Genomic DNA, 17,104 nt, shown 5'->3' with positions numbered 1-17,104 from the left:
TTCTTAGGGACGTTAAATGAACAGGGCGGTGCAGTGATGCGCCGCCTTTTTTATGGGATGGACCGCTATGATAAGCACGAAAAGCGAAACGTCATCCGCTGTTTCGACGGCGAGTTTTGGCTGGGAAATCTCCTCACTCTCCGTCATCCTCGGCCTTGAGCCGAGGATCCATGCCCGCTGCTGGTGTGGAGGTCAGCGTAGATCCTCGGGTCAAGCCCGAGGATGACGGAGGATGGGGTGGCTCCTGGAGCAAGTATAGCGATGAGCAGTGTAGAATGAGGCATTGCGCCTCCTGCCGGTCGTGCTCCTCAATCTTCTTAAGGACTCGAGTCCTGTCGGTACCCGTAGGGTGAATGAGGGGGCTGGCACAGCACACCTTCAAAGGGGCCACACGGCACGCCCTCACCCAAATCACCTATCCCGCAACCCCAACCCCAACCGCAACGCCGCGCCCCAGCGCCTTGAACACCGTCGAGACGATACCGGCGCGGTCGAGCCCCGCATGGGCGTTCATGGCTTCGGGCTTGGCCTGCTCCATCCAGATGTCGGGCATCACAAGCGAGCGCAGCTTCAGGCCGTTGTCGAGCAGGCCTTCGGTGGCGAGGAAATGCATCACGTGGCTGCCGAAGCCGCCGATCGAGCCTTCCTCGACGGTGATCACCATCTCGTGGTGGCGGGCAAGCTGGCGGATCAGGTCGTGGTCGAGCGGCTTGGCGAAGCGCGCATCGGCGACCGTCGTCGAAAGCCCGGCGGCATCGAGATCCTCGGCGGCAAGCAGACAGTCGGCAAGCCGCGTGCCGAAGGAGAGCAGCGCCACCTTGGTGCCTTCCTTGACGATGCGGCCCTTGCCGATCTGCAGGATTTCGCCGCGCGCCGGCATGTCGACGCCGACGCCTTCGCCGCGCGGATAGCGGAACGAGATCGGCCCGCCATCATAGGCGACGGCCGTGCGCACCATATGCTTGAGTTCGGCCTCGTCGGCCGCCGCCATCACCACGAAGCCGGGCAGGGTGGTGAGGAACGTGGTGTCGAAGGAGCCGGCATGGGTCGGCCCGTCGGCGCCGACGAAGCCGGCACGGTCGATCGGGAAACGCACCGGCAGTCCCTGGATCGCCACGTCGTGCACGACTTGGTCGTAGGCGCGCTGCAGGAAGGTCGAATAAAGCGCCGCGAACGGCTTGTAGCCTTCCGCTGCCAGGCCGGCGGCGAAGGTCACGGCATGCTGTTCGGCAATACCGACGTCGAAACAGCGCGACGGAAAGGCCTCGGCGAGCTTGTCGAGGCCGGTACCATTAGGCATGGCGGCGGTGATGCCGACGATCTTGTCGTCGAGGGTGGCTTCCTGCACCAGCGCTTCGGCAAACACGCTGGTATAGCTCGGCGCATTCGGCTTGACCCTTGCCTGGGCACCGGTGATGACGTCGAACTTGTTGACGCCGTGATATTTGTCGGCCGCGGCTTCCGCTGGCGGATAGCCCTTGCCCTTCTGTGTGACGACATGGATCAGCACCGGTCCGCGCCCATTGTCGCGCACGTTGCGCAAGACGGGCAGCAGGTGGTCGAAGGAATGCCCGTCGATCGGGCCGATATGATAGAAGCCCATCTCCTCGAACATCGTGCCGCCGGTGACGTAGCCGCGCGCATGCTCGACGGCGCGGGTGATCGCCCGGTCGATGTTCTTGCCGAGATAGGCCGTCAGCTTCTTGCCGAGATCGCGGAAGCCCATATAGGTGCGGCCCGAAGCGAGGCGGGCGAGATAGGCGCTCATTGCGCCTGTCGGCGGCGCGATCGACATGTCGTTGTCGTTGAGGATGACGATGAGGCGGGCGTCGAGGGCGCCGGCATTGTTCAGCGCCTCATAGGCCATGCCGGCCGACATCGCTCCATCGCCGATGACGGCGATGACGCGGCGGTCTGATTTGTCGAGGTCGGCGGCAATCGCCATGCCGAGGCCGGCCGAGATCGAGGTCGAGGAATGCGCGGCCCCGAAGGGGTCATATTCGCTCTCCGCGCGGCGGGTGAAGCCGGACAGCCCGTCTTCCTGGCGCAGCGTCCGGATGCGGTCACGCCGGCCGGTGAGAATCTTGTGCGGATAACATTGATGGCCGACATCGAAGATCAGCCGGTCATCAGGCGTGTCGAAGACGCTGTGGATGGCGATCGTCAATTCGACAACGCCGAGACCGGCGCCAAGATGGCCGCCGGTGCGCGACACCGCATCGATCATTTCGTCCCGGACTTCGCGGGCAAGCTGCGGCAGGTCGCGATCCTCGAGCTTGCGCAGGTCGGCGGGATAGAGGACCTGGTCGAGCAGGGGGGTCTTCGGCAGTTGTGTCACGGGCGGGCGCTCTTTCTTGCTTTTCCTTGTTCCGCTTTTATTCGATTAGATTGCGGCAAAACAAGTGCATTTCAGGAACCGAAGGTTTTCACCTTAGAGCATGGCGGAAAAATGTGTGAGCGGTTTTCAGGGGATATCACCCTCTATTTCTTCGATCAGGGTCCGGATTCGGGCGGGTTCAGCCTTCCGGCAAAGGCACGAATTCCTCTTCGTCACCGGGAACGATATCGAAGCGGCCGCTGCGCCATTCCTCCTTGGCCTGTTCGATCCGCTCCCTCGAGGAGGAGACGAAATTCCACCAGATATAACGTTTCGAGTTGAGCGCCGCCCCGCCGAAGAGCATCAGGTGGCAGCCGTCACGGCCGGCTTCCAGCGTGATCTGATCGCCCGGCCGGAAGACCAGCAACTGGTCGGCGGCGAAGCGGTCGCCTGATATGACGACCTCGCCCGACAGCACATAGACGGCGCGCTCTTCGTGGCCCGCGCCGAAGGGAAATTTGGCGCCCGCCTGCAGGTCGAGATCGACATAGAGCGTGTCGGAGAAAACGCCGACCGGCGACGTCATGCCCTCGAACGAGCCGATGACCACGCGCCCGCGCACGCCTGCCGTCTCGATCAGCGGCATGGCGGACTTTTCCGTATGGGCGAAGGCGGGGGCGATCTCCTCCTTGTCGTCGGGCAGCGCCAGCCAGGTCTGCAGCCCCGACATCAGCAGCGGATGGCCGCGCAGGTTGTCGGGCGTGCGCTCGGAATGCACGATGCCGCGGCCGGCCGTCATCAGGTTGATATCGCCGGGACGGATGACCTTTTCGGTGCCGAGGCTGTCGCGATGGCGGATCTCGCCGTCGAACAGATAGGTGACCGTCGACAGCCCGATATGCGGATGCGGCTTGACGTCGAGCGCCTCGTCGGGCTTCAGGATCGCCGGTCCCATGCGGTCGAAGAAGATGAACGGCCCGACCAGCCGCCGCTGCCGGCTGGGCAGCGCGCGGCGCACCTGAAAGCCGCCGATATCGCTGGTGCGCGGGATGATCAGGTTCTCGATCGCGTCGCAGGCGAAGGCATCGCCGGGCAGGGGGTCTTTACCGGGAAAGAAGGACATGGGGATCTCCGATCACTACAGTGCCGCGCGTCATCGCCCACAGATAGCGCCTGGAGCGCCGCGCGTCCAATCGGACGCGCAAAGGACGCTCCAGCACTGGAAAGTGCGCCGCGCGTCCAATCGGACGCGCAAAGGACGCTCCAGCACTGGAAAGTGCGCCGCGCGTCCAATCGGACGCGCAAAGGACGCTCCAGCACTGGAAAGCGCGCCGCGCGTCCAATCGGACGCGTAAAGACACTCCAGCATTTTAAAGCGCGCCCGATTGGCTCAGATCGCGGTAAAACCATTGTCGACGAAGAGATGGGCGCCATTGACGAAGCTCGACTCGTCGCTGGCGAGATAAAGCGCGGCTCGCGCCACGTCTCCGGGCTCGCCGATCCGCCCCTGCTGCGCGGCAATGGCGGCATCCGAAACGTCGACGCCGAGCGCCTGCAGGTCGGCCACCTCGCGCAGGCCATGCGGCGTGCGGATGAAGCCGGGGCAGACGGCGTTGCAGCGGATGTTGCGGTCGCGAAATTCCACCGCGATGGCGCGGGCAAACATATGCACCGCCCCTTTGGTCGTGTCGTAAAGCACTTCCATCGGCGTGGCGGCGACCGCCGAGATCGACGAGGTGCAGACGATCGACCCGCCACCGCTCGCAATCATCTTCGGCAGCACCGCCTTAGTCATCAGAAACATCGAGCGAACATTGACGGCGTGCAGCCAGTCCCATTCCTCGACGGTTGTTTCGAGAAAAGGTTTGATGACGATCGTGCCGGCGTGATTGAAGAGCACGGTGACTGCGCCGTATCGTTCTTCGACGCCGGCGACGGCGGCATTGACGGCGGCTTCGTCCGAGACATCGGCCGTCCAGCAATCGGCCTCGCCGCCGGCATCACGGATCTGCTTTACGGTCTCGGCGGCTGCATCGCCATTGCGGTCGATGATCGCAACGCGCGCGCCTTCCGCCGCAAAAAGCTTCGAGGCGGCACCGCCCATTCCGGTCGCGCCGCCCGAGATAATGGCGACCTTGCCCTTCAACCTGTCCGTCATTTCCTTGTCCCATCATCGTTTTGGATGGGGATCATAGATCGGTCTGAAGCCGATAGCCAAGCGCCTTCAAAAGGGAGTTTGCTGCGCCTCAGGCGCCGTCCAGCGGCTCGACGCCCTGCGGTTTGCCGGCACGGTCGAGCCGGATCTTCTCGATGCGGTTTTCGGCGGCCGAAAGCAGCGTCTCGCAATGTTTCTTCAGCGCTTCGCCGCGCTCATAGATCTCGATCGATTCATCCAGCGCCACATCGCCGCGTTCCAGCCGGGCGACGATGCTTTCGAGTTCGGCGACCGCCTTTTCGAAGGAAAGGCCTGATACCTCAGGCTTGGCGCTGTCAGTCATTCTCAACCCTTCATCATTCTCAGAATATGCATGCCCGCCGATTCGGCGAGTCCCTCGAGATCATAACCGCCTTCAAGCAGGCTGACGACCCGGTTCTTCGCGTACCGGTCGGCCAGTTCCAGCACGCGCCCGGTCGCCCAGTCGAAATCCTCGCCGGTCAGATTGATCTGCGCTAAGGGATCGCGGTGATGCGCGTCGAAGCCGGCGGAGATGATGATGAGATCCGGCCGGAAATCGTCAAGGGCGGGCAGCACGCGCGATTTGAACGCCTCGCGAAAATGGTCGCTGCCGACATTCGGCGAAAGCGGCGCATTGACGATGGTGTTGTGCGTACCCTTCTCGTCCTTGGCGCCGGTGCCGGGATAGAGCGGCATCTGATGCGTCGAGCAGAACAGCACCGAAGGATCGTCCCAGAAGATATCCTGCGTGCCGTTGCCGTGATGCACGTCCCAGTCGACGATGGCGATGCGCTCGGCGCCATGCGTCTTCTGCGCATGGCGGGCAGCGATCGCCGCATTGTTGAAGAAGCAGAAACCCATCGCCGTCATCTTCTCGGCATGGTGCCCCGGCGGGCGGGCGGCGACGAAGACATTGTCGGCCCGTCCGGTAAAGACGTCGTCGACCGCCGCCATCGCCCCGCCGATACCGGTCAGCGCCGCCTGCAGGCTCTTGCTGCTGGCATAGGTATCGGCTTCGATCTGGTTGATCTCACCCTCTTCCTCGGGAATCTCCCGCATGACGGCGATGAGATGTTCTTCGGGATGGGCCAGCAGCACCGCATCCTCGTTCGCCTGCGGCGCCTGCCGGCGCTCCAGCCGCTCGAAATTCGGATGTTCCAGCGCGACATTGATGGCGCGGATCCTGTCCGATCGCTCCGGATGGCCAGCGGGTGTCACATGTTCCAGGAAGATCGGGTGTTCATAAAGACGGGTGCTCATGAAGACACTCTATCGGTCGCTTATGTCATGTGCCACAGCAGATGGGGCATCGCCTGACGATTTCAACAAGCGCTCTTGTCGCGCCTGCGGACCGTTCGCCTATCACACTGTCTCATTTGCGCCGTTTCGGTCGATCAGGTCCCTTGCAACGGCGCCGCATCTTTTCCGGCGGTGGAGGACACTGTAACGCTTTGAACTATTGCGTAATTTATCCTTAAGCCGGTTCCGGTATAAGCAATTATGAAGTAGTGTTGCCATGGGAACTCTGTAAGGCAGATCTGTTGATGAGTCAGTCGAAACGTCCTGATGTGGCGGAAATACGCGTGCCGTTTCGCGATGTCGATATGACCGGCCGGATGTTTCTGGCCTCCTATATTTCTTATGCCGAATCCGTGCTCGCAGGCTTCTGGTCCTCACGGCCCGATGTCGATGACGAACCCGTCTATAGCCCCAGCAAGGTTTCCTGCTTTCTCCACCGCCCGCTGCACTACGACGAGCCGGCAACCTTCACTGCCACCGTCGACAAGATCGGCGTGCGCTCCATCGGCTTCCTCATCTCGATCGAGACGGGCGAGGAGCGCGCCGCCGAGGTGGAAATCATCTGGCAGGCCCACGCCCCCGAAGACGAATCGCCGGCTCCGTTGCCGGAGGAGACGCGCGACTGGCTCTATCGGTTTTTGAATTAAGGGATTCCAAAGGCAAAACGGTCCCCGTGAGCTGGGCGAAAACCAAAAGAAGGCATTTCAGTGCCTTTGAGAAACGGGAGCGGTCTTTCCGACAGCTGAATAGCCGGCCGGAGCCCAAGCCCGGCTATGCGATGACCGGCTCCGAAACGCTCTTTCGCGAACTCCACTCCTCCTTGGTCTGCGTCTTGATGTCGAACTGGTCGCGCGTCCTTGTGTAGGTATGGCCGCCCATCCGGCCGACGGCGTCCATCAGTTGCTGGTCGATATGCAAGTTCGCCGGATTGACCGCATCGCTTCTGACATAGACGCCGAGCACTTCGCCGAGGATGATTTCGCGGGCCGGGCCGACCTGCAGGGTGGTGTGGCGGCGGCATTCGAGTGCTGCGGGCGCTGCCAGGATGCGCGGGCTTCTGACCATCTGTCCCGGCGCCGTTGCCAGCCCGGCTTCAGAGAGTTCGTCGACCTCGGGGCCGAACTTGATGGCGCAGACTTCCATCTGGCCGACAAGGGCGTCATCGCAGATATGGACCGTGAACTCGCCGGTTTCGCGGATGTTGCGGGCGGTATCCTTGAAGCGCATGTCGGCATAATTCTCGACGCCGATGGCGACGATTGCCGGGTCGTGGGTCAGGACGTTGAAGAAGCTGAACGGGCCGGCATTCGGCAGGCCTTCCTTGCTCACCGTCGTCACCAGCGCGATCGGGCGGGGAATGACCGTGCCGATGAGGATCTTGTAACGCTCGCGCTCGGTCAGCTTGGCGAAATCGAAATGGGTGTGTTGTTTATGATGGGTCATGTCAGGCCTCGGCAGCGACGCGGTGAGTTTCAAGCGGGGTATGGCGGCTGAGGTTCTCAAAACCGTCCTTGGTCACGACATACATGTCGCCGATGTTGCAGCCGGCCGACAGCGGTTCCAGCCACTGCGTGTGCAGCACGAAGACCATGCCTTCCTCCATCCTGTCGTAGTTATGCGAGGAGATGTTGAAGCTGTTCTGGCCACCAGCCATGCCGACCGAATGGCCGAGGTTCGGATTGTGCGGTCCGTGCGTTGCCGGATAGACATGCATGAGCTTGCGGCCCTGCGCCTCCCAGTCGATGTCCTTGACATACTGTTGGGGGATCAGGCGTGCTCCGCCGTCTTCCATCGGCGACCAGTTATAGGGCATGGTGCGCGCTTCCGGTGACTTAAGCATGCCGCGCTCGATCATCGGCTCGAAGGCGGCATTGTTGACGTCGCGCATCAATGCGCCGGGCTTGATGAGCTTTTCGGCCCGCTTGACGCCTTCAGTGCAGGCGGCAAGCACATCCTCCTGATGGCTGCTGATGTCGCCGACCGCGATCATCCGGGCGGTCTGGGCGGTATAGCCGCGATAGGTGACGTTGGAGATATAGAGGTTGATGAGGTCGCCGGGCCGGACGATGTGGCCATAGGGCTTGCCGCAATGGGTGCCGAATTCATTGATGCCGATCTGGTAGCCGTCGCCAGTTTCGCCGCCGAGCGCCATCTGCGCATAGGTGAAGGCGGCCAGGATTTCATGGTCGGTGACGCCTGATTTCGCCACATGATAGGCGGCCTGCGTGCCGATGTTAACCAGTTGGGCGGCGGCGCGAAACATCTCGATCTCGCGCAGCGAGCGGACCTTCTGCATGCGGTCGAGGATGCCGTTATCGGCGAGGAACTTGCTCTTCGGCAGCAATTCGTCCAGAGCTGACCAGAAGGTCAGCGACGTACGGTCGCCGATCCTGCCGATCTGGGCCCTGGCAAGACCGAGACTGGCGAGAACCTCGGCACATTTCTCGGCGGTCTTGATGACGGAGTCGCCGGGACGGTCGGCATATTCGCGGCCGATCGGGCCGATCTGCCAGATTTCGTCGACGAGCACAGGCTCGCCGCCCGGCGGAAGCAGGACGGATTGGGTGAAGAAGGACAGAAGCACCATCGCCTTGTCGGCATCGGTCGGAATGATCAGCACGCCTTCGCGCATCCAGTCGCAGATGTAACGCAGATAGGCATTCGAGGCGTGGAACCAGCCGACGCTGCCGGCATGGACGATCAGCGCGTCATGGCCGGCTTCGACCGCCTGACGGCGAATTCTGCGAAGGCGATCCTCGAACTCTTCGACAGGAAGCGGCAGCGGGGCGGAGAAATCGAAATCCGGCTGGAAATCGGCCAGCAGCGATCCCATCCCGCCGCCTGCATTTGTCGCACGCATGTTCATGAGTTTGTTCCTTCTATTTCAGGCATAGGTCGATGACGGATTGTTCAGGCCTGCCTCGGCGGCGCGAGCACGCGCCGGGCAACCAGCAGCCCGATCAGCGTCACGGCGATCAGAATTCCCGAAATTGCCGCGACGCGCACATCGAGCGATTCCTCGATCAGCGCGAACATGCGCAACGGCAAGACCGTCGTTCGGGCATCGGCGAGGAAAAGCGATACCGACACATTGTCGAGCGACTGGATGAAGACAAGAAATGCGCCGGCCAGAATGCCGGGCATCAGCAGCGGCAGGGTGACGCGCCGCAGTGTCATGAACCAGCTCGCGCCCATGGTCGTCGATGCCTCGGCAAGCGAGGGATTGAGACCCTGGGCGACGACGGAGGCGGCGCGGTACATCAGCGGCCCGAAGACCACGACATGGCCTGATACTGTCAGCCAGAGCGACGGCTTGAAGCCGATGAAATTGGCGACGATCAAGGCGGCGAGGCCGTAGACCAGGCTCGGCAGGACGAGCGGGGCGAGCAGCAGCGGCTCGATGGTGCCGGCGGTGCTGCGCTTCATGCGCGTCATGCCGATGGTTGCCGGAACCGCAAAGATCAGCGATCCAAGGACGGCAAGGCCGGCGATCTTCAGCGAATTCCAGGCGGCGATATGTTCGGTTGCCGAGCGCACCGGATCGAGCAGCGCCGCGTACCACCGGAGCGAAAAGCCCTGCGGCGGATATTTCAATGTCTGCCCCGAGGTGAACGACATCGTCAGCGCTATCACGATGGGTGCAACGAGATAGATGACGCAGAGCCCGCCAAATCCGTAGACGAATGTCTTGTAGAGCATGACGGGAACGGGATTTTCGTGACGATCACGCATGACCGACCAGCCTCCTGTGACGGGACATCATTGTAAGGGCGACCAGCAGGCAGCCAGTGGAGAGCAGCAGGACGACGGCGATGGCCGAGGCCAGTGGCCAGTCGAACAGCGTACCGACCTCGCGGTAGATCAACTGCGGAACATAGACGTTGCGCGCGCCGCCGATGACGGCCTGGGTAACGAAGGAACTGCTGGTGCTGGCAAAGACCAGGATCCAGCCCGCCAGCAGGCCCGGCAGCATCAGCGGCAAAAGCACAGTGACAAAGATGCGCCAGGGACCGGCGCCGGAAACCTGGGCCGCTTCCGTCAGTTGCACCGGCGTACGCGACAGGATCGCGATCAGCGGCAGGATGATCAGCGGCAGGTCGATCTGGCACATGGCCATGACCAGGCCGAGTTCGGTAAACAGCAGGCTGGTCGGCATGCCCGTCAGGCCGAGCCCAACCAGCGCTTCGCTGATCGGCCCCTGGCGCCCGAGGATGACGATCCAGGCGAAGGTGCGCACGACATTGCTGGTCAGCATCGGAATGAGCGTCAGGAAGATCAGAACCTGCCGCAGGTTTCGGCCGCCGTGCCAGTAGAGAAGCGCGATCGGCACGCCGAGCAAGGTCGTGCCGATGACGGTTTCGAGCCCGAGCCTTGCAGTATTGACGAGGACGCGGAAATTGAACGCGTCGCCGAAGAAGCGGGCATAATGCTCGAGGGTAGCTCCGCCGGGACCGGCGAAGCTGAAACCGACGAGGACGGCGAGCGGCGTTGCGAAGAACGCCACCGAAAGCAACAGCATCGGTAGGACGTATGGGAAGCCGCTCGCCTTCATCACGTCACCTCAACCGGCGACGAGCGCGTCGAACTGGCGGATCCAGTCGTCGCGGTTCTTGTTGATCGCGACCCAGTCCGGATAGACCATGGTCTTGATCTGGTCGCGGGTGACGTAGGCTTCGATGCCGGGTGTCAGCGCCACGTCCTTGTTGGTCGGGAACATCTCGGTCGGCGGCTCCTTGAGCTGGTCCTGGGCGGCCTTGGAGATCGCAGCATCCATATAGGCATAGGCCGCGTCGAGATTGGCCGAGCCTTTGGTCAGGTGGATGTTGACGGGGGCTGCCGGCGAGCCGGTCTCCGGATGGACGAACTCGGCGTTGAGGCCGAGGCTCTTCAGGTGGGCGACGTTGCCGGTCGAGCACATGAACACGGCGATTTCGCCCTGCTGGAACAGCGTCATCTGATGGTTGGTGCTGTCGACCACGCCCTTCAGATGCTCCGGATGATCCTTGAACAGCTTGAAGACGGCGTCCATGTCGTTGGGGCCGGAGCCGAAGATCTTGGCGATCTCGGTATAGGCCATGACGGCGGTGTTCGAGGCAAAGCCGGTCCAGGAAACCTTGCCGCTATAGGCCGGGTTTTCGAAGAGATCGCGATAACCCTTCGGCTTCGGAACGAGATCGGGATTATAGGCGATGCCGTTGACTTCGATGGTCACGGTCGGGCCGTATTCGCCCTGGAAGGACGGATCGAGCATGCCCCAGTTCTTGAGCTTGCTCGGATCGATCTTCTGGATGAGATCCTTCTCGATGGCGACGGCCATCTGACCGGGCGACATCAGCAGCGTGTCATAGGGCGGGTTGCCGGGGCTTGCCATGATCTTGGCAAGCTGGTCCTGCGCCATCGCCGGGGCAATCGTCAGGTCATAGCCTGCATCCTTGACCATCGGCGTCAGCACTGTGCGGTAGGCATCCTCCCAGCTGCCTGGGAAAGTGGCGGCAACGGCTCCGCCGCCGGCAGCGCGGGCGGCAAATGGAAGCATGGCCGATGCGGCGACACCGGCGGCCAGGAAACCGAACCCACGACGGGTAATCTGAAAGTCCTTCATCTCGTTCACCTCTGTTGAATTGTTGCTTCACTCATGATTTCCGGTTCGGCCGGAAAGGCGTGACACCTTGCGGTGTCGATCTCTGCAAATAGCTTCGTTCCCGGTTCGGGAATGAATGTGGAGGGGCCTCTGACCTCGGAAGCGCGCAGGCCCGCACCGTCTTCCAGAACAAGGTCATGGACGAGGGAAGGGCCGAGCGGCACGGAAACCGTCATGCGAACGGGCAGGGTGCTCTCGCTCGGCTGCGTCGCTAGGCGAACCTCTTCCGGCCGGAAGGTGATCGTGACCTTCGAGCCGAGGGTGAAGTTCAGCCGGCGCGGCAGGAGCAGGGTCCGGTCATCGGCAAGGCCGATCAGTGTGCCGTCGGCATCGAGGCGCAGCACCGTTCCGTTGAGCAGGTTTGCCTGGCCGATGAAGCTGTTGACGAAAAGCGTCTTCGGGCGGTCATAGACGGTCATCGGCGTGTCGATCTGCTCGACATTGCCCTTGTTCATCAGCACCAGGCGGTTTGCGAGGCTCTGGGCTTCCTCCTGGTCGTGCGTGACGATCAGCGTCGTGATGCCGAGCGTCTTCTGCAGGTGCAGCAGCTCCACCTGCAGATCGAAACGCAGGGCGCGGTCGAGCGCGCCGAAGGGTTCGTCTAGAAGCAGAAGGGAGGGGCGCCCGGCGATGGCGCGGGCGACGGCGACGCGCTGCTGTTGTCCGCCGGAGAGTTCCCGCGGCAGGCGGTTGCCATAATCCTTGAGCCTGACGAGAGACAGCATCTCCTCGACGCGCGACTTGCGCTCAGTGCGGGGAAGCTTCTGGCAGGCCAGCGGATAGGCGATGTTTTCTGCGACCGTCAGATGCGGAAACAAAGCATAGTTCTGAAAGACCATGCCGACGCCGCGTGAGCGGGCCGAGACATCGGCCAAGTCTTCCTCCCCGAGCACAATCCTGCCGGTCTTCGGCTGGATCAGCCCGGCAATGGCGCGCAGCACGGTCGACTTGCCGCAGCCGCTCGGCCCGAGCAGGGCAACGATCTCGCCGGCCTCGATATCGAAGGCCACATCGCTGATGGCATTCTGGCCACCATAGCTGTGGGTGAGGCCCTGAACGCTGAGCCGTTTGCGTTCAGCCATATTCGGTATGCCTGGCATAGGGCCTCCCTGGTTCTGGGTCGAGGTCACGGATTGCTGCGCGGTCTCCGGCACAAGACGGAGATGCGGTCCGGCGAGAAATTTTGCGTCGAGCTTGTTCATGAGAAACGAATTGCAAGCGGCGTGCCAGTTTTGCCGTTCGTCGTTGATGGTTCTTCCAAGCCTCTGAAAATTAATCAGTATTTTTGACTTATAAAGTTTCTAAAGTTTATAATAATGATTATTCGATTTGAGATTCGCATTTACTTTTTGTATAAATTTTCGCCAGCGCCGTATATTAATTGGGCATCAGATAGAAGTAGCCACGGCCCTGAGCGGGGATCAAGCGGCGAAAAGTGCGGGTCTTGGCCTCTGAATAGGTGTTTTTGGGTCTTGGGGGCGAATGAGACGGTCAAAAATGATGCGGCGGGGCTCGGGAGCGCAAAAATTGTGCATTCTATGTTCGGAACTTTATACGAATTCTAGTGCGAAACTTCTTCCGAAATATCGATATCAACAAAAATCCTAGTGATATCAGATAATTATTGATCAAGAACTGCAAGTGGCACGGCGATTGCATGGATGATCCCGAGAATTCACCGATACAAAAATGTCAGGGGATCACATGATGCGCATTCAGAAAATCTTGAAGGCCGGAGTTGCCGGATCGATGGTCACTTTGATCGCGGCCTCTGCTTACGCTGCCGGAGGTGCCGCCGAGAAGATGGCGGCCGACGCCGATGTCGCCAAGCTCCCCGGTGTCGTCCTCACGCAGAAACTGGCCGACGGGCTGCCGCCCTCCATCAAGTCATCGGGCGTGCTGAAGGTCGCGACCGACCTGACGCCGCCGATCAGCTTTCATGGCGAAGACGGCAAGCTGATCGGCATCGATGCCGATATCGCTGCCGCACTGGGCGTCATCCTGGGCCTCGATGTTGAGATGACCGATGTCGGCGCAGGTGCCGCAATCGTGCCCTCCATATTGGCGAAGCGCTTCGACCTCTCGATCTCGGGCATCAACGACGATCCGGAGCTGGAAAAGCAGGTCGACGTCATCGACTATATGTATGACGCGACGACGATCATGACGATCAAGGACAATCCTCTCGCCATCAAGGGCATGGAGGATCTGTGCGGCAAGAAGGTCGCCGTTCCCGTCGGTACCTTCCAGGCGAAGATGGTCGAGGCGGCATCGGCCAAATGCGCGACGCCGGTCAACATCATGTCGATCCCGAAAATGCCGGATGTGCTGCAGGCCGTCCGCACAGGGAGGGCTGACGCCACGGTCAACGGTTACGCCACCAGCGTCTACACGACCGAACACCAGACTGGAAACGGCAAGGGGCTGCAGGCGCTGCCGGATATCCGCCTTGCCGTCGGTTATCTCGGCATGCTGACCGCCAAGGACAATCCGCAGCTGCGCGACAGCGTTGTTGCCGCCTTGCAGCAGATGGTGGACTCCGGCGCCTACGAGACCATCATGAAGAAGTGGAGCCTCGGACCGCTGGCCGTGAAGACCGTCAAGGTCAACGATGCCGCCAGCATGCCCGCGGATTGACGCCGATGGCCCTGTTTCAAGCGTCACCCATATCGCTCTCCCTTGCGCCATCGGTCGGAAGACCGATGCGTTGGGGCCAGATCGCAACCGGTGCCATCGCGATTTCAGCGCTGGCCTTCTTCGCGCTCGTCGTCGGGCAGAGCCAGAGCATCCAGTGGTCCGAGATCCCCCGCTATCTGGTGGATCCTTCGATCCTGCGCGGCGTGCTGCTGACGCTTGAACTGACGGCAGGCGCCATGGTGTTCGGCATCGTGCTCGGATGCCTGCTGGCGCTAATGGCGACGAGCCAGAACCTGGTTCTCAAGGTGATCGCCGCCGGCTTCGTCTGGTGGTTTCGCGGCGTGCCGCTCATCGTCCAGATCTTCTTCTGGTTCAATATCGCCCTCTTCATCCCGCAGGTCGGGATGGGAAGCTTCACCATTTCGATCAACGATCTGGTGACGCCGGCCCTGGCCGGCTTCCTCGCACTTGGGCTGCACGAAGCCGCGAACATGTCGGAGATCATCCGCGGTGGCCTGGTCGCGGTCGATCGCGGCCAGCGCGAAGCGGCCACGGCGCTCGGGCTGAAAAAGACACAGACTTTTTTCACCGTCATCATGCCCCAGGCCACGCGTATCATCGTGCCGCCGACGGGGAACCAGGCCATCGGCATGCTGAAGGCCAGCGCCATCGTCTCGATCATCGGCATGCAGGATCTGCTGACGCAGGCCCAGGCGATCTACGCCCGGAACTTCCTCGTCATCGAACTGCTGTTCGTCGCCTCGATCTGGTACCTCGCCATCACGAGTGTCGCATCCATAGCCCAGCATTATCTCGAAAAGAGTCTCGTTCCGAAAGGCCGGACAGCAGAGAAGCCTCGCGCTCCCGGACGGGCGTGATCGCGGATCGATCGACGTGAATTGAGATCAACAACGAAGGGGTCGCCAGTGCAGCGCGCCCCATCAGGAAACAGCAGAGGAGCATGACATGAAATTGGGAATCGACAGCATAAAGCTGCCCGAGGCAAAGAAGCGGGGGCCTCTGGCAAGCCTTGATCACGTCAAGGAACTTGGGCTCGGAGGCATTTTCTTCAGTACGGCGCTGGACATGAGCCCCAACCTCGACAGCGGCCTGCTGCGCGAGATCAGGGCGAAGGCCGACGACCTTGGCCTCTATCTCGAAAGCGGCATCGGCAAGATCAATCCCTATTGCAGCGCCGAGGAACCGGCGCTGCGGGCAGCCGGCGGCGGCGATATCATCGCCGGCTTCACGCGCATGATCGAGGCAAGTGCCTCAATCGGCTGCCATGAGCTCTGGGTTGCTCCGGGCAATTTCAAGAGCGAATATCGCGGCCGGCTGGCCAATGACCGCTTCCGCACCGATGTGACCTGGGAAGAGCAGTTGATCGGGATCGAAAAGGTCCTCCGCAAGCTCGCTCCCGTCGCCCGCGCCAATGGCGCGCACATGAACATCGAAACCCATGACGAGATCACCTCCTTTGAGATCCTGAGACTGATCGAGAAGGTCGGCGCCGATTGCGTCGGCGTCGTCTTCGACACGGCAAACGGACTGCAGCGGGGCGAGCATCCGGTCTTCGCCGCCAGGCGCCTGGCTCCCTATATCCGCCAGACCCATATCAAGGATGCCTATGTCGGGCGCGCTCCGGGTGGTCTCGATTTCCAGACCAGACCCGTTGGCGGCGGCATCGTCGATTTCGCCACGATCCTTCCCATTCTTGCGGACGCCCACCCGACGCTGAACCTGTCGCTGGAAGTCGCCCAGTCTGTCGCCGACAAGCCTCGCAAAGCCAATCCGCGCCAGTGCATCGAGCTCGACGATCCTATCTGGCGCGCCGGCCACCCCGACCTGACGGCGGATGAGCTTGCGGCCTATATGGCGATGGTGGATGCCTATGAGAAACGGGTCGCCTCAGGTGAGTTTCCGGACTGGGTCGCCTATGAAAGCAGCCAATACGGCTACCCGACCTACGAAAATCAGTCCTACGGCTTTGCCGAGGCGATCGGCTTCATCCAGCAATCGGCGCGTCATGTCGAGGCGGTTTGCGCCGAACAGGGCATTGCCCTGTCGGTGCCGGAAAAGAAGCAGAAAGCGGCCTGAGTCCCGAAGCAGTATCGGCGTTTTCGCCGGTACCGTCGATCGAAATACATGTGCGGAGATGATCTACGCAGGAATATTCTTATGGAAATAATTATCGGGCACGGATATCTGGTGACGATCGAATCCACGCCGGGCCGCCAGAGGCAATTTGGAGACTGCAATGAGAAAGATGCGCCGTCAGAGTCAGAAAGCGATGACAGCGGCCAATGGGTCGGTGGAGAGCGCCGATACCCATGACGATGTCTCGGAACGTATCCGCGCCACACTTGCCGCCGCCATCGGCGAAGGGGCGCTCAAGCCCGGCACCAAAATCCTGGAGGAGGCGATCGCCGAGCATTTCGGTGTCAGCCGAACCGTCGTGCGCGGGGCACTCGGCGTGCTTGAAAGCGACCACCTGCTGGAACGCAAGAGAAATCGCGGCACCTTCGTCGCCGAGCCGAGCGTCGAGCAGGCAAAGAGCCTTTTCGAGGCGCGTCGGAAGATAGAGAGGCTGCTTCTGGAACTCGTCATCGCCCGTGTCACGCCAGAGCAGCTGGATACACTGCAAAAGCTGACGGACGAAGAAGAGCACATCCACCACCACGGCGACGAAAAATCGAAGACGGTTCTGTCCGGCAAGTTCCACATCGTGCTTGCCGAAATCGCCGGCAACCCGGTGCTGACGGAAGTGCTCGCCAAGATCGTCGCCCGGCTTTCCCTGGTCATGTCCTTGTACGAAGAAGACCGCAAGGACGACTGCGGCGCGGACCACCATCGCATGATCGTAGCCGCCTTGAAGGCGAAAGACCTCGCCAAGGCGCAACAATTGATGGACCACCATCTCGCCGACATCGAGGGTCGTGTGCGCCTGACCGAAGGGCAGGGCGACCGGCACACATTCCTGGCCGTACTGGAGAATTTTTCCTGATGGAGACCTGCGCGTATCGCTGATGCTTGC

General features: G+C 61.6%; 16 protein-coding genes. 5 read left to right on the top strand and 11 right to left on the bottom strand.

The features are described from left to right. Positions 1–415: 415 nt before the first annotated feature. The 5 genes from dxs to HFO99_RS28730 all read right to left on the bottom strand — a co-directional run bounded on the left by dxs (position 416) and on the right by HFO99_RS28730 (position 5,753). Complete coding sequence (dxs, locus tag HFO99_RS28750) at positions 416–2,338, bottom strand: 1-deoxy-D-xylulose-5-phosphate synthase (RefSeq protein WP_222365064.1); 1,923 nt, start codon at positions 2,336–2,338, stop codon at positions 416–418. 178 nt (positions 2,339–2,516) lie between these two features. Beyond that, on the bottom strand, positions 2,517–3,440 hold the full coding sequence (locus HFO99_RS28745) for a pirin family protein (RefSeq protein WP_222333275.1): 924 nt from the start codon (positions 3,438–3,440) through the stop codon (positions 2,517–2,519). Positions 3,441–3,707: 267 nt separating this feature from the next. Beyond that, positions 3,708–4,475 carry an SDR family NAD(P)-dependent oxidoreductase gene (locus HFO99_RS28740; RefSeq protein ID WP_222365062.1) on the bottom strand — a complete coding sequence of 256 codons (768 nt, stop codon included), beginning with the start codon at positions 4,473–4,475 and terminating at the stop codon, positions 3,708–3,710. An 88-nt stretch (positions 4,476–4,563) separates the two neighbouring features. Next, entirely contained in the window at positions 4,564–4,815 is a 252-nt protein-coding gene (locus HFO99_RS28735) for an exodeoxyribonuclease VII small subunit (protein WP_003545921.1), read from the bottom strand. Between the two features lie 2 nt (positions 4,816–4,817). After that, positions 4,818–5,753, bottom strand: a complete 936-nt coding sequence (locus tag HFO99_RS28730) for a histone deacetylase family protein (protein WP_128408042.1) — start codon at positions 5,751–5,753, stop codon at positions 4,818–4,820. Positions 5,754–6,037: 284 nt separating this feature from the next. Between HFO99_RS28730 and HFO99_RS28725 the strand changes: the two genes are divergently transcribed. Beyond that, positions 6,038–6,439 (top strand): acyl-CoA thioesterase, encoded by a 402-nt coding sequence (locus tag HFO99_RS28725; protein WP_222297744.1) that lies wholly within the window; start codon positions 6,038–6,040, stop codon positions 6,437–6,439. Between the two features lie 124 nt (positions 6,440–6,563). Here the strand turns inward: HFO99_RS28725 and HFO99_RS28720 are convergent, their stop codons facing one another. From HFO99_RS28720 to HFO99_RS28695, 6 genes are read right to left on the bottom strand one after another with little or no spacing between them, the layout of a single operon-like run. Beyond that, the gene (locus tag HFO99_RS28720) at positions 6,564–7,235 is read right to left on the bottom strand and encodes a flavin reductase family protein (RefSeq protein ID WP_222365060.1); all 672 of its coding nucleotides are present in this window, start codon (positions 7,233–7,235) and stop codon (positions 6,564–6,566) included. 1 nt (position 7,236) lies between these two features. Next, entirely contained in the window at positions 7,237–8,658 is a 1,422-nt protein-coding gene (locus tag HFO99_RS28715; RefSeq protein WP_222365058.1) for a M24 family metallopeptidase, read from the bottom strand. Between the two features lie 44 nt (positions 8,659–8,702). Continuing rightward, positions 8,703–9,524, bottom strand: coding sequence for an ABC transporter permease (locus tag HFO99_RS28710; protein WP_222365055.1), 822 nt, complete (start codon positions 9,522–9,524; stop codon positions 8,703–8,705). Next, positions 9,517–10,344: an ABC transporter permease gene (locus tag HFO99_RS28705; protein WP_012755672.1), complete on the bottom strand. Its 828-nt coding sequence runs from the start codon at positions 10,342–10,344 to the stop codon at positions 9,517–9,519. Before HFO99_RS28705 ends, HFO99_RS28710 begins: the two co-directional genes overlap by 8 nt. Positions 10,345–10,353: 9 nt before the next feature. After that, the gene (locus tag HFO99_RS28700; protein WP_222298968.1) at positions 10,354–11,403 is read right to left on the bottom strand and encodes an extracellular solute-binding protein; all 1,050 of its coding nucleotides are present in this window, start codon (positions 11,401–11,403) and stop codon (positions 10,354–10,356) included. Continuing rightward, complete coding sequence (locus HFO99_RS28695) at positions 11,400–12,635, bottom strand: ABC transporter ATP-binding protein (protein ID WP_222365053.1); 1,236 nt, start codon at positions 12,633–12,635, stop codon at positions 11,400–11,402. The genes HFO99_RS28700 and HFO99_RS28695 overlap by 4 nt, the downstream gene beginning before the upstream one ends. Positions 12,636–13,137: 502 nt before the next feature. Between HFO99_RS28695 and HFO99_RS28690 the strand changes: the two genes are divergently transcribed. From HFO99_RS28690 to HFO99_RS28675, 4 genes are all read left to right on the top strand, one after another. Continuing rightward, positions 13,138–14,070, top strand: a complete 933-nt coding sequence (locus HFO99_RS28690; RefSeq protein WP_222333264.1) for an ABC transporter substrate-binding protein — start codon at positions 13,138–13,140, stop codon at positions 14,068–14,070. A 5-nt stretch (positions 14,071–14,075) separates the two neighbouring features. Beyond that, positions 14,076–14,948, top strand: a complete 873-nt coding sequence (locus HFO99_RS28685; protein WP_222333262.1) for an amino acid ABC transporter permease — start codon at positions 14,076–14,078, stop codon at positions 14,946–14,948. A gap of 88 nt (positions 14,949–15,036) precedes the next feature. After that, complete coding sequence (locus HFO99_RS28680; protein ID WP_222333260.1) at positions 15,037–16,167, top strand: sugar phosphate isomerase/epimerase family protein; 1,131 nt, start codon at positions 15,037–15,039, stop codon at positions 16,165–16,167. Between the two features lie 160 nt (positions 16,168–16,327). Continuing rightward, the gene (locus HFO99_RS28675) at positions 16,328–17,074 is read left to right on the top strand and encodes a GntR family transcriptional regulator (RefSeq protein WP_222365051.1); all 747 of its coding nucleotides are present in this window, start codon (positions 16,328–16,330) and stop codon (positions 17,072–17,074) included. The last annotated feature ends 30 nt before the right edge of the window (positions 17,075–17,104 follow it).

The sequence above is a fragment of the Rhizobium leguminosarum genome (genome assembly GCF_019798305.1).
Taxonomy (GTDB): domain Bacteria; phylum Pseudomonadota; class Alphaproteobacteria; order Rhizobiales; family Rhizobiaceae; genus Rhizobium; species Rhizobium leguminosarum_U.
The sequence above is the reverse complement of the archived record's forward strand: the minus strand, read 5'-3'. Positions and strand labels throughout refer to the sequence as shown.